The 18,342-nt window shown below is 39.4% G+C and carries 16 protein-coding genes; 10 read left to right on the forward strand and 6 right to left on the reverse strand.

Annotated elements, in window-relative coordinates; genetic code table 11:
• The first annotated feature begins 72 nt into the window (after positions 1-72).
• The 4 genes from sucA to sucD all read left to right on the forward strand — a co-directional run bounded on the left by sucA (position 73) and on the right by sucD (position 6,622).
• Positions 73-2,892: a 2-oxoglutarate dehydrogenase E1 component gene (sucA, locus tag AC27JL_RS08980; protein WP_277054470.1), complete on the forward strand. Its 2,820-nt coding sequence runs from the start codon at positions 73-75 to the stop codon at positions 2,890-2,892.
• Positions 2,893-2,895: 3 nt separating this feature from the next.
• Positions 2,896-4,407, forward strand: a complete 1,512-nt coding sequence (gene odhB / locus AC27JL_RS08985; protein ID WP_277054469.1) for a 2-oxoglutarate dehydrogenase complex dihydrolipoyllysine-residue succinyltransferase — start codon at positions 2,896-2,898, stop codon at positions 4,405-4,407.
• A gap of 176 nt (positions 4,408-4,583) precedes the next feature.
• Positions 4,584-5,750, forward strand: a complete 1,167-nt coding sequence (gene sucC, locus AC27JL_RS08990; RefSeq protein WP_006794719.1) for an ADP-forming succinate--CoA ligase subunit beta — start codon at positions 4,584-4,586, stop codon at positions 5,748-5,750.
• Complete coding sequence (sucD, locus tag AC27JL_RS08995) at positions 5,750-6,622, forward strand: succinate--CoA ligase subunit alpha (RefSeq protein ID WP_008127375.1); 873 nt, start codon at positions 5,750-5,752, stop codon at positions 6,620-6,622. Before sucC ends, sucD begins: the two co-directional genes overlap by 1 nt.
• 61 nt (positions 6,623-6,683) lie before the next feature.
• On the opposite strand, the gene AC27JL_RS09000 is transcribed toward sucD, so the two are convergent.
• The gene (locus AC27JL_RS09000) at positions 6,684-7,754 is read right to left on the reverse strand and encodes a DUF3083 family protein (RefSeq protein ID WP_277054468.1); all 1,071 of its coding nucleotides are present in this window, start codon (positions 7,752-7,754) and stop codon (positions 6,684-6,686) included.
• A gap of 218 nt (positions 7,755-7,972) precedes the next feature.
• On the opposite strand from AC27JL_RS09000, the gene glnS reads away from it, so the two are divergent.
• Positions 7,973-9,631, forward strand: a complete 1,659-nt coding sequence (gene glnS, locus AC27JL_RS09005; protein ID WP_277054467.1) for a glutamine--tRNA ligase — start codon at positions 7,973-7,975, stop codon at positions 9,629-9,631.
• Positions 9,632-9,733: 102 nt separating this feature from the next.
• On the opposite strand, the gene fur is transcribed toward glnS, so the two are convergent.
• The 5 genes from fur to AC27JL_RS09030 form a co-directional block, all read right to left on the reverse strand.
• Complete coding sequence (fur, locus tag AC27JL_RS09010) at positions 9,734-10,177, reverse strand: ferric iron uptake transcriptional regulator (protein WP_006794887.1); 444 nt, start codon at positions 10,175-10,177, stop codon at positions 9,734-9,736.
• 186 nt (positions 10,178-10,363) lie between these two features.
• The gene (fldA, locus tag AC27JL_RS09015; protein ID WP_039037073.1) at positions 10,364-10,891 is read right to left on the reverse strand and encodes a flavodoxin FldA; all 528 of its coding nucleotides are present in this window, start codon (positions 10,889-10,891) and stop codon (positions 10,364-10,366) included.
• Between the two features lie 14 nt (positions 10,892-10,905).
• Positions 10,906-11,184 carry a LexA regulated protein gene (gene ybfE, locus AC27JL_RS09020; protein ID WP_002962928.1) on the reverse strand — a complete coding sequence of 93 codons (279 nt, stop codon included), beginning with the start codon at positions 11,182-11,184 and terminating at the stop codon, positions 10,906-10,908.
• A gap of 2 nt (positions 11,185-11,186) precedes the next feature.
• A complete protein-coding gene (locus AC27JL_RS09025) occupies positions 11,187-11,408 on the reverse strand; it encodes a DUF2788 domain-containing protein (protein ID WP_006793041.1) in 222 nt (73 codons plus the stop codon).
• A gap of 95 nt (positions 11,409-11,503) precedes the next feature.
• The gene (locus AC27JL_RS09030; RefSeq protein WP_277054466.1) at positions 11,504-12,271 is read right to left on the reverse strand and encodes an alpha/beta fold hydrolase; all 768 of its coding nucleotides are present in this window, start codon (positions 12,269-12,271) and stop codon (positions 11,504-11,506) included.
• A gap of 244 nt (positions 12,272-12,515) precedes the next feature.
• Between AC27JL_RS09030 and seqA the strand changes: the two genes are divergently transcribed.
• The 5 genes from seqA to AC27JL_RS09055 all read left to right on the forward strand — a co-directional run bounded on the left by seqA (position 12,516) and on the right by AC27JL_RS09055 (position 18,342).
• The gene (gene seqA, locus AC27JL_RS09035; RefSeq protein WP_487195437.1) at positions 12,516-13,106 is read left to right on the forward strand and encodes a replication initiation negative regulator SeqA; all 591 of its coding nucleotides are present in this window, start codon (positions 12,516-12,518) and stop codon (positions 13,104-13,106) included.
• Positions 13,107-13,115: 9 nt separating this feature from the next.
• A complete protein-coding gene (gene pgm / locus AC27JL_RS09040; protein ID WP_487195438.1) occupies positions 13,116-14,753 on the forward strand; it encodes a phosphoglucomutase (alpha-D-glucose-1,6-bisphosphate-dependent) in 1,638 nt (545 codons plus the stop codon).
• Positions 14,754-14,831: 78 nt separating this feature from the next.
• The gene (gene astE / locus AC27JL_RS09045; protein WP_487195439.1) at positions 14,832-15,884 is read left to right on the forward strand and encodes a succinylglutamate desuccinylase; all 1,053 of its coding nucleotides are present in this window, start codon (positions 14,832-14,834) and stop codon (positions 15,882-15,884) included.
• Positions 15,885-16,150: 266 nt separating this feature from the next.
• The gene (locus AC27JL_RS09050; protein WP_008127397.1) at positions 16,151-17,365 is read left to right on the forward strand and encodes a thiamine pyrophosphate-dependent dehydrogenase E1 component subunit alpha; all 1,215 of its coding nucleotides are present in this window, start codon (positions 16,151-16,153) and stop codon (positions 17,363-17,365) included.
• Positions 17,365-18,342 (forward strand): alpha-ketoacid dehydrogenase subunit beta, encoded by a 978-nt coding sequence (locus tag AC27JL_RS09055; RefSeq protein ID WP_487195440.1) that lies wholly within the window; start codon positions 17,365-17,367, stop codon positions 18,340-18,342. Before AC27JL_RS09050 ends, AC27JL_RS09055 begins: the two co-directional genes overlap by 1 nt.

Below are 18,342 nucleotides of genomic sequence, written 5' to 3' on the forward strand. Positions count from 1 at the left end.
TGGCTAGTTTTCATTACTAGCCATCTTGTTATTATAACTATTAATTTCTGCGCTAAAGAAAAGGGCTTATAAATGCACGAAGGTGTGATGAAGGCATGGTTAGAATCTTCACATTTAAACGGCGGTAACGTTGCTTATGTAGAAGAGCTTTATGAAGCGTATTTAGATGATGCGACTTCTGTGCCAGATGAATGGCGAGAAGTGTTCGAACAATTACCAAAAGTTAATGGTGTGGATGTTGAAGTTAAGCATTCAGAAGTTCGTGCACAGTTTGCACAGCTTGCAAAAAACAAGCATAGAGAAGTAGTGGTAGCAGAGGGTAGCGGCGGTGACCTTAAACAGGTTAAAGTTCTGCAACTTATTAATGCTTTCCGTTTTCGTGGACACCAAAATGCAAACCTAGATCCATTAGGTATTTGGGAACGAGAGCGTGTTCGAGATTTAGAGCTAGATTACCACGACTTGTCAGAAGCTGATTTTGAGCGAGAGTTTAATGTAGGGTCTTTTGCAGTTGGTTCAGACTCTATGCCTTTAGGTGAATTATACCAAGCACTTAAAACTACATATTGTGGTTCTATCGGTGCAGAGTATATGCACATCACATCTACAGAAGAAAAGCGTTGGTTACAACAACGTTTAGAATCTGTGCAATCTAGGCCTAAATTCGAAAAAGAAGAAAAGCTACGTATCCTCAAGGGGTTAACTGCAGCTGATGGTCTTGAAAAATATTTGGGTGCTAAGTTCCCTGGTGCAAAACGGTTCTCACTAGAAGGTGGGGATGCATTAGTACCTATGCTTAAAGAGCTAATTCACCGAGCTGGTGAAAGTGGCCAACAAGAAGCCGTAATTGGTATGGCTCACCGCGGACGCTTGAACGTTTTAGTGAACGTTTTAGGTAAAAATCCATCAGAGCTTTTTGATGAATTCGCTGGCAAGCATAAAGATACATTAAGTTCTGGTGATGTTAAGTACCACATGGGTTATTCATCGGACTTTGCCACTAAAGGCGGCAACGTTCATATGGCACTTGCTTTTAATCCTTCTCACCTTGAGATAGTTAACCCTGTAGTTATGGGTTCTGTACGCGCTCGTTTAGATCGTTTAGGTGACACTACGGGAATAAAAGCATTACCGATCACAATTCATGGTGATTCTGCTGTAACAGGTCAAGGTGTAGTACAAGAAACGTTTAACTTGTCTCAAACTAATGCGTTTAGTTGTGGTGGCAGTATTCGAATTGTTGTTAATAACCAAGTTGGTTTTACTACCTCTAAACAAGACGATGTTCGTTCTACAGATTACTGTACTGATATCGCCAAAATGGTTCAGTCACCAATTTTCCACGTTAACTCTGATGATCCTGAAGCGGTTGCATTTGTTACACAAATAGCACTTGATTTTAGAAACAAATTTAAGCGTGACGTAGTTATTGACTTAGTTTGTTATCGTCGACATGGCCACAATGAAGCTGATGAGCCAAATGCTACTCAGCCTTTGATGTACCAAAAAATCAAAAAACACCCAGTTCCGCGACTTATTTATGCAGATCAACTAATCGCTGAAGGCTCTTTTACAGAACAAGAAATTAAAGCACTTGCCGATGAATACCGTAATGGGTTAGATGACGGTAATTGCGTTGTATCTGAAATTCAACCAGAAACCTCTCATTCTTCAGATTGGGCTAAATACGTGGGCCACGATTGGGATGTTGATTACGACGCAAGTGTTTCGGTTGAAAAGCTCAAAGAACTTGGCGAAAAGGTAGCGAGCTACCCTGAAGAATATAAAGCTCAGTCGCGCGTTAAAAAGATTTACGATGATCGTAAGTTAATGGCCACTGGTGAAAAACCGCTTGATTGGGGAATGGCAGAAACACTTGCTTATGCAACTATCGCAACCGAAGGCACTGACATTAGAATGACAGGCCAAGATTCTGGTCGCGGTACTTTCTTCCATAGACATGCCGTTGTTCACAGTCAAAAAGATGGTGCGACTTATCTTCCTTTACAACACTTAAGTGAAGATCAAGGCGCTTTCCAAGTTTTCGACTCTGTACTGTCTGAAGAAGCAGTAGTTGCATTTGAGTATGGTTATGCGACTGCCGAACCAACTTCTCTTGTACTTTGGGAAGCTCAGTTTGGTGACTTTGCAAATGGTGCGCAAGTTGTATTTGACCAATTTTTGAGTTCAGGTGAGCAAAAGTGGGGTCGCTTATGTGGTCTTACTATTTTGTTACCACACGGTTATGAAGGCCAAGGTCCAGAGCATAGCTCTGCTCGTTTGGAGCGTTTTTTACAGCTTTGTGCTGATCACAACATGCAAGTTTGTGTTCCGTCTACACCTGCGCAAGTATATGCAATGTTACGACGTCAGTCAGTAAGACCTCTACGTCGTCCATTGATTGTTATGACGCCTAAATCGTTACTACGTCATCCTCTTGCAGTTTCATCACTTGAAGAACTTTCAAACGGTGTATTCCATAATATGATCGACGAAGTTGATGATATTAAACCTGAGAACGTTGAACGCGTTGTTTTCTGTAGTGGTAAAGTTTATTACGAGTTACTACAAGAGCGTCGTAAGCTGGAACAAAATAATATTGCCATCGTTCGTGTAGAGCAATTATACCCGTTCCCACATGACGAAATGAAAACTATTATGGAACGTTACCAACACGTTACTGATTTTGTATGGTGTCAAGAAGAGCCACAAAACCAAGGTGCATGGTACTGTTCTCAACACCATTTTGTTGACGCAATTCCACAAGGTGCTAAGTTGAAATACGCTGGGCGTAAAGCATCTGCATCACCAGCGTGTGGTTACATGTCAGTACATACTAAAGAACAACAAGCGCTCGTTGCTGACGCGCTTACTATAGAAAATAAAGGATAAGCGATGAGCACAGAAATTAAAGTTCCTGTTCTTCCTGAGTCGGTTGCAGATGCTACCGTTGCTACATGGCATGTAAGTGTTGGCGACAAGGTAACTCGTGATCAGAACTTAGTAGATATTGAGACAGACAAAGTAGTGTTAGAAGTAGTTGCACAACATGACGGTGTAATTACAGAAATCTCTCAAGAAGAGGGTGCTACCGTACTTGGTGACCAAGTTATGGGTTTACTTGGCGATGCTGATGCAGCGCCTTCAAGCGAAAGCACATCTTCAAGTGAAGCAGAAAAATCAGAAGACGCGCCATCGGCGCCATCAGCACCAGCATCAGAAGGTAAAGAAGTGGACATCAAAGTACCTGTACTCCCAGAATCAGTTGCAGACGCAACAATTGCTACATGGCATGTTCAACCAGGAGACGCAGTAACGCGCGATCAAAACCTGGTAGATATCGAAACAGATAAAGTTGTTCTTGAAGTAGTAGCTCAAGAAGACGGTATCATGGGCGACATCATTAACGCTGAAGGTGATACTGTTCTTGGTGAGCAAGTAATCGGTTCAGTAAAAGCAGGTGGTGCACCTGCAGCTCCTGCTGCTAAAGAAGAGGCGGCTCCTGCTGCAGATTCAACTGACAGCTCAGATGTATTAACTCCATCTGTTCGTCGTTTAATTGCTGAAAAAGGACTAGATGCTTCTAAAATCAAAGGAACTGGCAAAAATGGTCGTGTAACTAAAGAAGACGTTGATACGTTCTTGAAAGCACCGGCACCATCAGCCAAGAAAGTAGAAGCTGCTGCTCCAGTTGCGCCAATGGGTGATCGTACTCAAAAGCGTGTTCCTATGACACGTTTACGTAAAACGATTGCTAACCGTCTTCTAGAAGCTAAAAACTCTACTGCAATGTTAACTACGTTTAACGAAGTTAACATGAAGCCAATCATGGACCTTCGCAAGCAGTACCAAGAAGTATTCGAAAAACGTCACGGTATTCGCTTAGGCTTTATGTCTTTCTACGTGAAAGCAGTTACTGAAGCACTTAAACGTTTCCCTGATGTAAATGCGTCAATTGATGGGGACGACATTGTCTACCACAATTACTTTGATATCAGCATTGCTGTTTCTACACCTCGTGGTCTAGTAACACCAGTTCTTAAAGACTGTGATAAGTTATCAGTTGCTGAAATTGAAAAAGGCATTCGTGAATTAGCACTTAAAGGCCGTGACGGAAAGCTAACGCTTGACGACATGACAGGTGGTAACTTCACTATTACAAATGGTGGTGTATTCGGTTCATTACTATCTACACCTATCATTAACTTGCCACAGTCTTCAATTTTGGGAATGCACAAAATTCAAGACCGTCCAATGGCAGTAAATGGTAAAGTTGAAATTCTTCCTATGATGTATTTGGCACTTTCTTACGATCACCGCCAAATAGATGGTAAAGAATCTGTTGGTTTCTTAGTAACTATTAAAGAGTTACTTGAAGATCCAACTCGCTTATTACTGGATGTTTAATCAAGTAGTATGAAATATAAGCTGTGAACCACAATTCACAGCTTTTTTTTTGCGCCTTTGGTCGTACTGGGGTTTTCATGTTAAGCCTTGGCAACTATACTAGGTGCGCAATTTGGGATAGTTGTTTATTGAATAAATATTCAGCTCTTTTAGTATAAAAAATTGGATAAAGCATCATGAATTTGCATGAGTATCAGGCAAAACAACTTTTTGCCGAATATGGTTTACCAGTTTCTCAAGGTTTCGCTTGCGATACACCTGAAGAAGCTGCAGCAGCTGCTGAAAAAATCGGCGGTGATATGTGGGTTGTTAAAACTCAGGTTCACGCAGGTGGACGTGGTAAAGCTGGCGGTGTAAAGCTAGTTAAAACTATCGATGAAGTTAAAGCGTTTGCAGCTAACTGGTTAGGTAAAAACCTAGTTACTTACCAAACAGACGAAAATGGTCAGCCAGTTGCTAAAATTTTAGTAGAAAGCTGTACAGATATCGCCAACGAATTGTACTTAGGTGCAGTAGTTGATCGTGCTTCTCGCAAAGTTGTTTTCATGGCGTCTACTGAAGGCGGTGTTGAAATTGAAACTGTTGCTGAAGAAACACCAGAACTTATCCACAAAGCTGAGATCGATCCACTAGTAGGTCCTCAAGCTTACCAAGCACGTGAACTTGGTTTCAAATTGGGTCTTAACCCAACACAAATGAAACAGTTCGTTAAGATCTTCATGGGTCTTGGTAAAATGTTTAACGATTTCGATTTCGCATTACTTGAAATCAACCCGTTAGTAATCACAGACGAAGGTAACCTTCACTGTCTTGACGGCAAAATCGGTATCGATGGTAATGCACTTTACCGTCAACCAAAAATCCGTGAGTTCCACGATCCATCTCAAGAAGATGCGCGTGAAGCACATGCAGCAAGCTTTGAGCTTAACTACGTAGCACTAGATGGCAACGTAGGTTGTATGGTTAACGGTGCAGGCCTAGCAATGGGTACTATGGACATCGTAAACCTACACGGTGGCAAGCCAGCTAACTTCCTAGATGTTGGTGGCGGCGCGACTAAAGAACGTGTTTCTGAAGCATTCAAAATCATCCTTTCTGACGACAATGTTAAAGCTGTTTTAGTTAACATCTTTGGCGGTATCGTTCGTTGTGACATGATTGCTGAAGGTATCATTGGCGCAGTTAAAGAAGTTGGCGTAAACGTACCTGTAGTTGTACGTTTAGAAGGTACTAATGCTGAATTAGGTCGTGAAGTTCTTAAGAGCTCTGACTTAGACATCATCGCTGCTGAATCATTAACAGACGCTGCTGAAAAAGTTGTTGCTGCTGCGGAGGGCAAATAATGTCTGTATTAATCAATAAAGATACAAAAGTTATCTGTCAGGGTTTCACTGGTGGCCAAGGTACTTTCCACTCAGAGCAAGCGCTTGAGTACGGTACACAAATGGTTGGTGGTGTTAGCCCAGGTAAAGGCGGTCAAACGCACCTTGGTCTTCCTGTATTCAACACAGTACGTGATGCAGTACAAGAAACTGGCGCAACTGCTTCAGTTATCTACGTACCAGCACCTTTCTGTAAAGATGCAATCTTAGAAGCAATCGATGCTGGCATCGAGCTAATTGTTTGTATCACTGAAGGTATCCCTACACTTGATATGGTTGACGTTAAAGTTAAACTAGATCAAACAGGTACTCGTATGATCGGTCCTAACTGTCCAGGTGTTATCACTCCTGGTGAGACTAAGATTGGTATCATGCCTGGTCACATCCACAAGCCTGGTAAAGTAGGTATTGTTTCTCGCTCTGGTACTTTAACGTACGAAGCGGTTAAGCAAACTACAGATGCTGGTTTTGGTCAGTCTACGTGTGTTGGTATTGGTGGTGATCCAATCCCAGGTACTAACTTTATCGACGTTTTAGAAATGTTCGAAAAAGATCCACAAACTGAAGCAATCGTAATGATTGGTGAAATTGGTGGTACTGCAGAAGAAGAAGCTGCAGAGTACATCAAGGCTAACGTAACTAAACCTGTTGTATCTTACATTGCTGGTGTTACTGCACCAGAAGGTAAGCGTATGGGTCACGCTGGCGCAATCATCGCAGGCGGTAAAGGTACTGCAGATGAGAAATTTGCTGCATTAGAAGCTGCTGGCGTACAAACTGTGCGTTCACTTGCTGATATCGGTAAAGCACTTAAAGAGAAAACAGGCTGGTAATCAGTTTATTTAATCTTTGAAAAGGCTCGCATTTGCGAGCCTTTTTGTTTTGAGCACTTAATTAAAACGGGTAACTGATATGTTGAAAAAACCTGACGGTTAGATCTTGTCTTTCTTTATTTATATCTAGCTCATCACAAAGTTGAAAAATCGTTTTTTCAACCTGATTCATAAATTTACCATAACCAATTTCTTGCTTGTTATGATTGGCAGCTGCAATAACAAAATGAATTGTTTCAACTAATCTTTGTTCATCGTAAAAGCACTTTAGCTGTGTTTTATCTGAGTCTATGTCAAAGCTCAGCTTTTGAAGCTCTTCGTTTCCTTCGTTAATATCCACTTTACTATTTCTAACAATAGGTTTGGCACCATTAGCTATTAATGCCCCATATGTTAGCTTATTAAGCTCGCAGCACCGTTTGAAGCTATCTAAAAAGTAATTATAAAATTGTTTAAAATCGCCATTATTAATTAAAGTTTGAAATTGAGTTTTAATAGCCCTTGATACAGGGATAGAAAATGTCGTGTATGTCATCTCTGCATGTTCTTTAGGTATTTCACATTGGCGATTTTGATACCTTGGGTACAAACTTCTTAATTTGTAGCCGTAGGTTTCTTTGTTTCCTTTATTTTTAGCAAATAAGTCGTAAGTTAAATGTTGATGATCACGCACTTTAAATTGGGGTTGATCAATAAATAATTGTTCTTGCATTACAGTTAATACTTTTTGGACTTTTTTGTGAAATACAGCGGAGTTAGCTCGTATATCTTCGCCCGTAGCTAAAAAGAGTAAGCGTACCTTTTTACTTTGCGTGTCCGTTGAATAATAGAGTTTATGCGCTTCGTGATAACGTGGGTTATAAAATATGAGCATTTGCTTATTAGTTTCTAACTGATAAGACTCATCATGGAATCTGACAACAGGAAGTTTGTCGTTTGCTAAAATATGCACATTATGGAGCTCATATTCATCGCATGCTGCAAATAATTGACGTGCTATTCTTTCGTAACAACAGTTTATTGAGTTGAAGCTTGAGTAAAAACTATCGTTAGGGGTAATTTCTGCAAGTAAGTAATGATTAGCACGTGCATTACTGGGTATATATACACGGTGCTGGTTAAGTGTAGCCATCTCTTAATCCTTATAAAGTACGGTATTGACGCACTATAAAGCGCTTCTATGAATTAAATATTGCGCTAAAACAAACTTTATTCGTTAAAAACAGATTAGATGAATTAAAGTTAATCAATAAGTAAGATAAAGCGTAATCTATTGCTGTATGTTAGTGACTGTTTTTGTAATAATGCATTAGTTTTGTAATTAAGTAATATTTAGAGGATCGTACTCCTATGGCGGAAATTGAGAATCGCCCAAGTAACTTTATTAGAACCCGAATTGATGAAGACTTAGCAAGTAAAAAGCATGCAGCAACGCACACGCGCTTTCCACCTGAGCCCAATGGTTTTTTACACATAGGCCATGCAAAATCAATTTGCTTAAATTTCGGTATTGCAAAAGATTATAACGGTTTATGTAACTTACGATTTGACGATACAAACCCAGAAAAAGAAGACATTAACTACGTTAATTCTATAAAAGAAGATGTTCAATGGTTAGGTTTTAACTGGGATGGTGATATAAAGTATTCTTCTAATTATTTTGATATTTTATACGGCTATGCTGTTGAGCTTATAAACAAAGGGTTAGCTTATGTTTGTTTTTTAACAGCAGACCAAGCTCGTGAATACCGCGGAACTTTAACGGAGCCAGGTAAAAATAGCCCATACAGAGATACATCTCCTGAAGAAAACTTAGCATTATTTGAAAAAATGCGTGCGGGTGGTTTCAAAGAAGGCGAATGTGTTCTTCGTGCAAAAATTGATATGGCAAGCTCGTTTATGGTGCTTCGCGATCCAATTATTTATCGTGTTCGTTTTGCTCATCACCATCAAACTGCCGATAAATGGTGTATTTACCCAATGTACGATTTCACGCATTGTATTTCTGATGCAATCGAGGGTATTACGCACTCACTATGTACATTAGAGTTCCAAGATAATCGCCGTTTATACGACTGGGTACTTGATAACATCAGCATTGAATGTCATCCACAGCAAATTGAGTTTTCTCGTTTAAATCTTGAATACACAATTATGTCTAAACGTAAGTTAAATGACCTTGTTGTAAATAACTACGTCGAAGGTTGGGATGATCCACGTATGCCTACGATTGCAGGTTTACGTCGCCGTGGTTATACACCGGCTTCAATTCGTGAATTTTGTTTACGAATAGGGGTTACAAAGCAAGAGAATATGGTTGAAATGGGTATGCTAGAAGCGTGTATTCGTGATGACTTAAATGAAAATGCTCCTCGCGCGATGGCTGTACTGGATCCGGTTAAAGTGATCATCGAAAACTACGATGCAGACACCACAGAAACGTTATCGGTGGCTAATCATCCTAATAAGGAAGAAATGGGTCGCCGCGATGTGCCATTTACGCGTGAAATATTCATTGAACGAGAAGACTTTAAAGAGCAAGCAAATAATAAGTTTAAACGTTTAGTGCTCGATAAAGAGGTTCGTTTACGTGGCGCTTATGTTATTAAAGCTAATCGTGTAGAAAAAGACGAAAACGGTGAAATAACCACTATTTATTGTACTTATGATAATGAAACACTAGGCAAAAACCCAAGTGATGGTCGTAAAGTTAAAGGCGTTATTCATTGGGTATCAGCTTCTGAGGCTATTTCAGCTGAAGTTCGTTTGTACGATCGTTTATTTAATGTGCCAAACCCAGCAGCAGCTGATGAGTTTGAAACAACATTAAATCCAGAATCATTAGTTGTTTTGACTAATGCTAAACTTGAGCCTTCGCTTGCTAATTCACAAGCAGAGCAGGGGTTTCAGTTTGAACGTACCGGTTACTTTTCAAGAGATTCTAAGTCAGAAAATGTTGTGTTTAACCAAACAGTAGGTCTTCGTGACTCATGGTCTAAAACACAATAAGCTTATTTTTACTACGCCCGCTCACTTGTGGGTGTAGTAATACTTTAAATAATAGGCACAAAAAAACCTGCAAATAGCAGGTTTTTTTATAGCTAGGATATACTAACTATTTGCATCACTAAACGCTTTACATGCAGCTTTATCATCACACTCTCCGTAAAGGTATAAAGAGTGGTTTGTTAAAGTAATACCGTTTTCTTGAGCTATTTCAAGCTGGCGACGTTCAATCATCTCATCTTCAAACTCAACAACTTTTCCGCACTTTAAACATACTAAGTGATCGTGGTGAGTACTGCCCGATAATTCAAATACTGATTTCCCGCCTTCAAAGTGATGACGGCTTACAATGCCTGCATCATCAAATTGGTTGAGTACGCGATATACAGTTGCAAGGCCAATTTCTTCACCTAAATCCAAAAGAATTTTGTAAACATCTTCAGCACTGATGTGTTGGTTATCTGGAGACTGTAAAATCTCTAAAATTTTAATACGCGGTAAAGTCACTTTTAAACCGGCTTTTTTAAGTTCCAAGTTATGATCAGTCATTAAATCTGTCTCAATTTTATTTGGTTATACTAGACATCTTGCAAAGATGCTCACGATACATAAGCAACAAATAGGATAACGTGCCTAGGCCTCAAGTGCAAAGAAGAAATGATTTATATTGCAGTAAATAAAGAAAACGCTAACTGTTTGATAACTATTTAAACAGTTAGCGGTATATCGGATGGATTAGTCAGCAAGCTCGCTTAAACACATTTCATCAAATACTTGAGCAGACCATGCTTTTACGCGTTGCTCTGTGAGTTCTGGTTGACGATCTTCATCAATACCTAAACCGACAAAGTGATTATCGTCTGCCATACCTTTTGAGGCTTCGAAATCGTAGCCTTCAGTAGGCCAGTGACCTACAACAATAGCACCACGTTCAGTAACAATATCGTTGATCATGCCCATAGCGTCTAAGAAGTATTCAGCATAATCTTCTTGATCACCACAACCAAAAATAGCAACAAGTTTGCCTTCAAAGTCCACTTCTTCAAGCTCTGGGAAAAAATCATCCCAATCACATTGTGCTTCGCCGTAGTACCACGTTGGAATACCAAATAAGATTAAATCAAAATCTGCAATCTCTTCTTTAGAGCTTTTTGCAATATCATGCACAGCCACAAGCTTTTTACCCAATTCTTTTTGGATCATTTTTGCTACGTGTTCTGTGTTACCTGTGTCACTTCCGAAAAAAATGCCTACACTTGCCATGGATTTATAACCTTTTATGTATCAATAGCCAATCTTTCTTGTAAAATCGTTTCAATCAGCGCACTGCGGCTAATATTTTGTGCATCTGCCATATCACTTAACGCTTGATACAACTGCGATGAAACTTTAAATTCAACACGTTTTAAACCACGTGCTTTGTCTCTTTTTATTTGATTACGTTTATTAACCTTTAACTGCATATCCCGCGAAAGAGGATTGGTCTTAGGTCGGCCTGGACGCTTTTCGTATTCAAATAAATCGAGTGTTGTTCTATCTGTTTCTGACTTCGCCATGCCTAACCTACACCTGCGCCTTGCCAAAATACTTGAATAAGTCCTTTAGCAATAAAGCCTGAACAGCCTAAAAAGAGTACAGTCCATACTATATAGCGACCAAACTTAGGCACATTACCACTTTTAAGTACGTCTTTAATTGCCAAGCCGATGAATATCAAAATACCGGCTAAGCCAAAATACAACCCTAGGGTATCAAATTCGTTAATTAACTGACTGACCATCAACGTATAACCTTTAAATTAAACGGCGCGTACTATAGCACAAAAATATTCATATATTTAGTACGTGCAATCAAAAACAAGCGATTAAAATTACTTTAATTTTGAATTAAAAAGTCACTTATTGCCTTATTTACAGCTATAGGTTTTTGCGCATGTAACCAATGACCAGCACCGTGAATGATTTTTGCTTTCGTATTCTTGAAACGCGTGACAATTGCAGTGCGGTACTCGGGTAAAATATAATCTGAATCGTTACCTTTGATAAAAAGAGCATCGCACAAACAAGAATTGTTTTCATTAACGTTTGAGAGTATGTTTGAATATTTCTTATCTAGAACAGGTAAGTTGAATCGCCACGTCAATTTTCCTGCTTCATTTTTAGCTAGGCTTTTTAATAAAAACTGACGAACGCCAAGTTCGTCAACATAAGGCTGCATTAAATCATCAGCATGCTTTCTGTCTTCTATATGCTCAGATGCAACTGCGTTAAGCGCCTGCAATATTTTAGTATGCCGCGGTGGGTAGGTAACGGGTGCTATATCAAGCACAATTAATTTTTCAATTAACTCGGGTTGAGTTAATGCAAGCTCCATAGCAACCTTGCCACCCATAGAATGACCAATTATATGTGCTTTTTTTATATTCAAGTGTCGAAGTAACTCAACAATGTCTTTTGCCATAGCAGGATAACTCATCTCATCACTGTGAGGGGAGAGGCCATGGTTTCGCAAATCTACATTGGTAACTGTAAAATGCTCACTTAACGGCTTAGCAATTACGTTCAGGTTTTCTAATGAACCAAATAGTCCATGTATTAAAATAACATCAGGACCTTGTCCCAGTTGCTTATAATTTAGCTGCATACGTTGCTCCTAAAAATTTCGCCTTAGTTTGCCGAGCAATACTTAAAAAAGCAAAAAATAGTGTCTAATTAACCATTTTATTAAATGATATTCGAAAATTAGAGAAATTGATTGACTAAAAATTTACCTAACTAGTTATAGATTTTCGAAATGCCTGCGAGTGCTTGTTGTAACTCGCATTTATTATTGGATTGGGTATAATCAGGCGTGAGAAAAAAATGTGACCCGTAATGACAGGAAGACCATGAAACAAATCGACATAGACGACGAGTTATATCAATACATTGCCAGCAACACGCAAAGTATTGGTGAAAGTGCATCCACAATTTTGCGTCGTTTATTAAACATGAGCGGCGAAAAACAATTAACCGCTGACGTAGAAATAACACAAAATCAACAAACAACAACTACACCTGCGCCATTTACTGCGCCAGAATTAAAGCACGCTGTAGCAGAAGCTGAAGTTACAAAAACTGTCACACCAGTGAAGCAAAAAAATGCTAACGTTTTTAATGTATTAAATAAAGAAGAACTAGCAATGCAAAAAGGCGTGGTGGGTCGCTTCTTATTTATTTTAAGTGCTTTTTATCGCACTCATAAATCTGATTTTTCTGCTGTGTTGGATATTAAAGGCCGTGACCGTGTTTATTTCGCAACGAGCAAAGAAGATTTAGTAAATAGTGGAAGTAGCATGAACCCTAAAAATATCACCGACAGTGAATATTGGGTGATGACTAACTCTAATACAACACGTAAAAAAATGATGCTTCATGAAGTAGCTCTTTGCCTAGGTTACAGTGCAGAGCAAGCTGAAAAAATTCGCGATTACCTGTAAGGAAATATAATGGCTATTCACTCAGGCGCAGGCAAAACTGCTCCACAATCAGCACTTGTTAATGTTCCTAAATTAGTTTCGGCTTATTATTTAAATGAGCCAGACTTAGAGCAAAACCCAGAGCATGGCGTTGCCTTTGGTACATCTGGACACCGCGGCTGCTCTTATGATGTAAAATTTAATGAATCCCATATTTTAGCAATTACACAAGCCATTTGTGATTACCGTAAACAAAACGATATTTTTGGGCCATTATTTTTAGGTAAAGATACTCATGCGCTTAGTGAAGCTGCTTTTAACTCTGCTATAGAAGTGCTTGTCGCTAACGAAGTGCAAGTAATTACTCAGCAAGATGGCGACTTTACTCCAACTCCTGTTATTAGCCATGCAATTGTTTGTCACAATAAACGCAATCCTAATGAGCTTGCAGATGGCATTGTTGTTACGCCTTCACATAACCCTCCTGAAGATGGCGGCTTTAAATATAACCCACCTAACGGGGGGCCTGCTGATACAGACGTAACTAACTGGATTGAAGACAGGGCTAACAAGTTATTACTTGAAGATTTAGTCGAGGTTGAGCTTTTCCCATTCGCTAAAGCTTCTCGCTCAGGGTTTATCCGCTACGAAGATTTAATGACTCCGTATATTAACGATTTAGAGAATATCGTTAACTTAAAAGCAATTAGTGATGCGGGCGTTAAAATAGGCATTGATCCATTAGGTGGTTCAGGTATAAATTTTTGGCCAGTTATTGCGCAAAAATATAATTTAGATCTAACCGTAGTAAACGACAGTGTTGATCCGCGTTTTGCATTTATGCCACTTGATAAAGATGGCAAAATACGTATGGATTGTTCATCGCCTTACTCGATGGCTAATTTAATTAAATTAAAAGACGATTTTGATATAGCGATTGGTAACGACCCTGATTACGACCGTCACGGCATTGTTACACCCGATGGCCTAATGAATCCGAATCATTTTTTAGCTGTTGCTATTGATTACCTATTAAACCACCGCGAGTGGAATAGTAGCGTAGAGATTGGTAAAACGCTTGTTTCGAGTTCGATGATTGATCGTGTTGTTGCGCGTACTGAGCGAAAGGTAAAAGAAGTACCGGTAGGCTTTAAATGGTTTGTTGAAGGCCTAAACAAAGGTAATCTTGCTTTTGGTGGCGAAGAAAGTGCAGGCGCTGCGTTTTTACGCTTCGATGGCAGCGTATGGTGTACTGACAAAGACGGCTTTATTATGGGTTTACTTGCAGCTGAAATACTTGCAGTAACGGGTAAAACACCATCAGCGCTTTATAAAGAGCTCGAACAAGAATTCGGATCGCCACTTTATAAGCGTCTAGATGCGCCAGCAAGTAGTGCACAAAAATCGCGTTTAAAAGCTTTAAGTGCAGACGACGTGAAAGCCGAAACGTTAGCTGGAGAGCCTATTTTACAAAAATTAACTCATGCTCCTGGTAACAATGCAGCGATTGGCGGCTTAAAAGTTGTTACAGAAAATGGCTGGTTTGCTGCTCGCCCATCAGGTACTGAAGATATTTATAAAATATACCTAGAATCATTTAAAGGCGATGCACATTTAGCTCTTTTAGAAAAAGAAGCTAAACAATTAGTTGATTCAGTTATTAGCTAAACCTGCTTAAACTATTTAAAAACGGCTGAATTATTCAGCCGTTTTTTTGTATCTCTCACACTATAAAGGGCTTTTATTATGTCAGCCACACCCGATTATTTAAATTTATTGCAATCAACCGGTGATTTTCTAACCATTAGCCGAGATAATGAATGGCACCTAGCACCGAGCCAGTTTACGCTCAACAATGGAACCCAAGTTAATGTACACGATACTGGGGTTATTGAGTTTCAGCCAGCGGTTACTACCTCAAAAGATATTGTGTTATCAAGTGCTGTACACGGTAACGAAACGGCGCCTATTGAAATTTGTGATGAGCTAATAAAGCAAATTATTTCCCAAAACCTTGAGCTCAATCAGCGAGTCCTTTTTATATACGGTAACCCTAAATCAATTAATATTGGTTTGCGCTTTGTTGAAGAAAATCTTAATCGTTTATTTAATGGACACCACACGGTTGATGGTGTTGAAATGAATGACGAGCGCGTTCGAGCGGCAAAACTTGAACGCTACGTAACTGACTTTTTTGCCAGAGGGGAAAAGGGCAGTGAGCGCAGTCATTACGATTTGCACACGGCTATTCGTGGTTCAAAAAATGAAAAATTTGCTGTGTATCCATTTTTGCACGGTAAACCATGGAAAAAATCACAGCTACAATTTTTACTAAGTTGTGGTGTAAATACTGTATTAATGATGAAGTCGCCAGCGACAACGTTTAGTTATTACTCATCCTTTGTTCATGGTGCAGATTCGTTTACAGTTGAGCTTGGGCAAGTAAAACCATTTGGCCAAAACGATATGACACGTTTTGAAAAAACAAAACAAACGTTAACTGCATTAATTAGTCAAAAAGAAGTTGAATACCCACAATTTAATGCAAGCGACTTTGAGCTGTTCGCTGTTCACCGTACAATTAATCGTACTCAAGAGGATTTTAGTTTTCCATTTTCTGATGATGCAGAGAACTTTACTGGCTTTGCAAAAGGAGAACTGCTCGCAACCGATGGTAATACTCCTTATTATGCGGACGTTGAAGGAGAAGCAATCATATTCCCAAATGCAAAAGTAGCCTTAGGGCAACGTGCATTACTCACCGTTGTTCCAATGGCTATAGACAGTAACTTTGTATAATTCAACTCATTAGACCTCTTTGTCCTGCAAGTTAACTAACTGATTACTAATAATTTAAGTAGCTGTATTGTTAACTTGCCACTTATTTAACCAATATTTACTTTTGTTTCGTCACAGATTTGTTGAATAACACTTTACGTTAACGTAAAGTGTTGGCAGCTTTAATTAAATATAGTGCAGATATTGCAAAGTTTATTCAGCAATGATCACCCATAATAATAATGTAAAAGGGGCACTATGTTACTGACAACAACAGAAGGTAGGTTATGAGTAATCCAAATAACGTATCGCTGAATATTAACCATGCGCTAGAATTTATTGACGGCAATGCGCTTAATATTCCAACCCTTAGTATTTTAACTGAGGATGGCGACATTCACCCAAGTGCGACAGCACCCGCTATTTCAAAACATACCGCAATTAAACTTTATGAGACTATGCGTTTTATACGTTTATTAGATGAACGTATGCAAGGTGCTCAGCGCCAAGGCCGAGTAAGCTTTTACATGCAATGTTTAGGTGAAGAAGCTGCCGTTACGGCATCCGCTGCTGCGCTTGACCAAGAAGACATGATAATGGCGCAATATCGTGAGCAAGCTGCACTGCATTACCGTGGTTTTACGCTAGACCAATTTATGAACCAAATGTTTTCAAATGAATTAGATTTAGGCAAAGGTCGTCAAATGCCAATTCATTATGGTTCGAACGAATTAAACTATATGACTATTTCTTCTCCTCTTGGCACACAAATACCACAAGCTACAGGGTATGCATATGGACAAAAAGTAAAGCATATAGATGCGAAAACAGGCGAGCTTGCAAGCACTATTGATAACGTTACTATTTGTTACTTTGGCGAAGGCGCTGCATCTGAAGGTGACTTTCATGCAGGATTAAACATGGCTGCAGTGCATAAAGCACCCGTAATATTTTTTGCACGTAATAACGGCTATGCGATTTCGACCCCGGCAGATGAGCAATTTAAAGGTGATGGTATTGCTTCACGTGGTGTGGGTTATGGCATTAAAACAATTAGGGTCGATGGCACAGACGCACTTGCTGTGTTTGCGGCAACGCAAAAAGCACGTGAAATTGCCTCAACACAAGGCGAACCTGTTTTAATTGAATCAATAGCTTACCGCTTAGGCGCTCACTCTACTTCTGATGACCCAAGTGGTTACCGTTCAAAAGACGAAGAGGCTAATTACAAAACATGCCCAATAGAAAAATTTAAAAAGTGGCTAGTAAAACAGCAATGGCTCAACGAAGAAGACGATTTAAAAGCAAAAGAGTCTATACGTGAAGATATATTAGCGGCATTAAAGCGTGCAGAAGTAGTGCAAAAGCCTGCTTTAGAAGAATTAGTATCAGATGTTTACGATACGCCAATCCCTTCACTTGTTCGTCAATACAATGAACTAAAAGAACATATACAAAAGCACCCAGATGCTTACCCAGTTACTGCAGGGAGAATTAAGTAATGGCTAAAATGAACATGCTACATGCAATTAATTCTGCTCTAGATATAACCATGAATGAACACCCGCAAGCGTGTATATTTGGCGAAGATGTTGGGTATTTTGGTGGTGTATTTAGAGCGACCTCAGGTTTACAAGAAAAATACGGAATACACCGTGTATTTAATACGCCTTTAACTGAGCAAGGTATTTTAGGTTTTGCAAATGGTTTAGCGGCATTTGGTGCACCCGCGTTAGCTGAAATTCAATTTGCAGATTATATATTCCCGGCCTTTGACCAAATAATAAATGAATCAGCAAAATTCAGATACCGTAGTGGTAATGAGTTTAATGTAGGTAACTTAACTGTACGTACACCATATGGTGGTGGTATTGCTGGTGGTTTATATCATTCGCAATCACCAGAAGCTTACTTTGCACATACGCCAGGTTTAAAAATAGTGGTGCCACGTAACCCATATCAAGCTAAAGGCTTACTGCGTGCAAGTATTAAAGATGACAATCCTGTTATATTTTTTGAGCCCAAACGTTTGTACCGCGCATCGACGGGTGAAGTACCTGAAGAAGATTATTCAATAGAGTTAGGTAAAGCTGAAGTCGTACAAGAAGGTAATGACATTACAGTGCTTGCTTGGGGCGCTCAAATGGAAATTATTGAAGATGCTGCAAAACAAGCAAGTGAGCAAGGCATACATTGTGAGGTTATAGATTTACGTAGTATTTTGCCGTGGGATATAGACACAATTGCTAAATCAGTCACTAAAACAGGCCGTTTAGTAATAAGCCATGAAGCACCTATTACAAATGGATTTGGTGCAGAAATTGCTGCCTCAATTCAACAAGCGTGTTTCCTCCATTTAGAATCACCTATTTTACGTGTGTGTGGTTTAGATACACCTTACCCACTGGCGCTTGAGAAAGAGTACGTGCCTGATGCACTCAAAGTATTAGCTGCAATTAAACAATCAATGGATTTTTAG

The sequence above is a fragment of the Pseudoalteromonas sp. 4NS20-0020 genome (assembly GCF_057554385.1).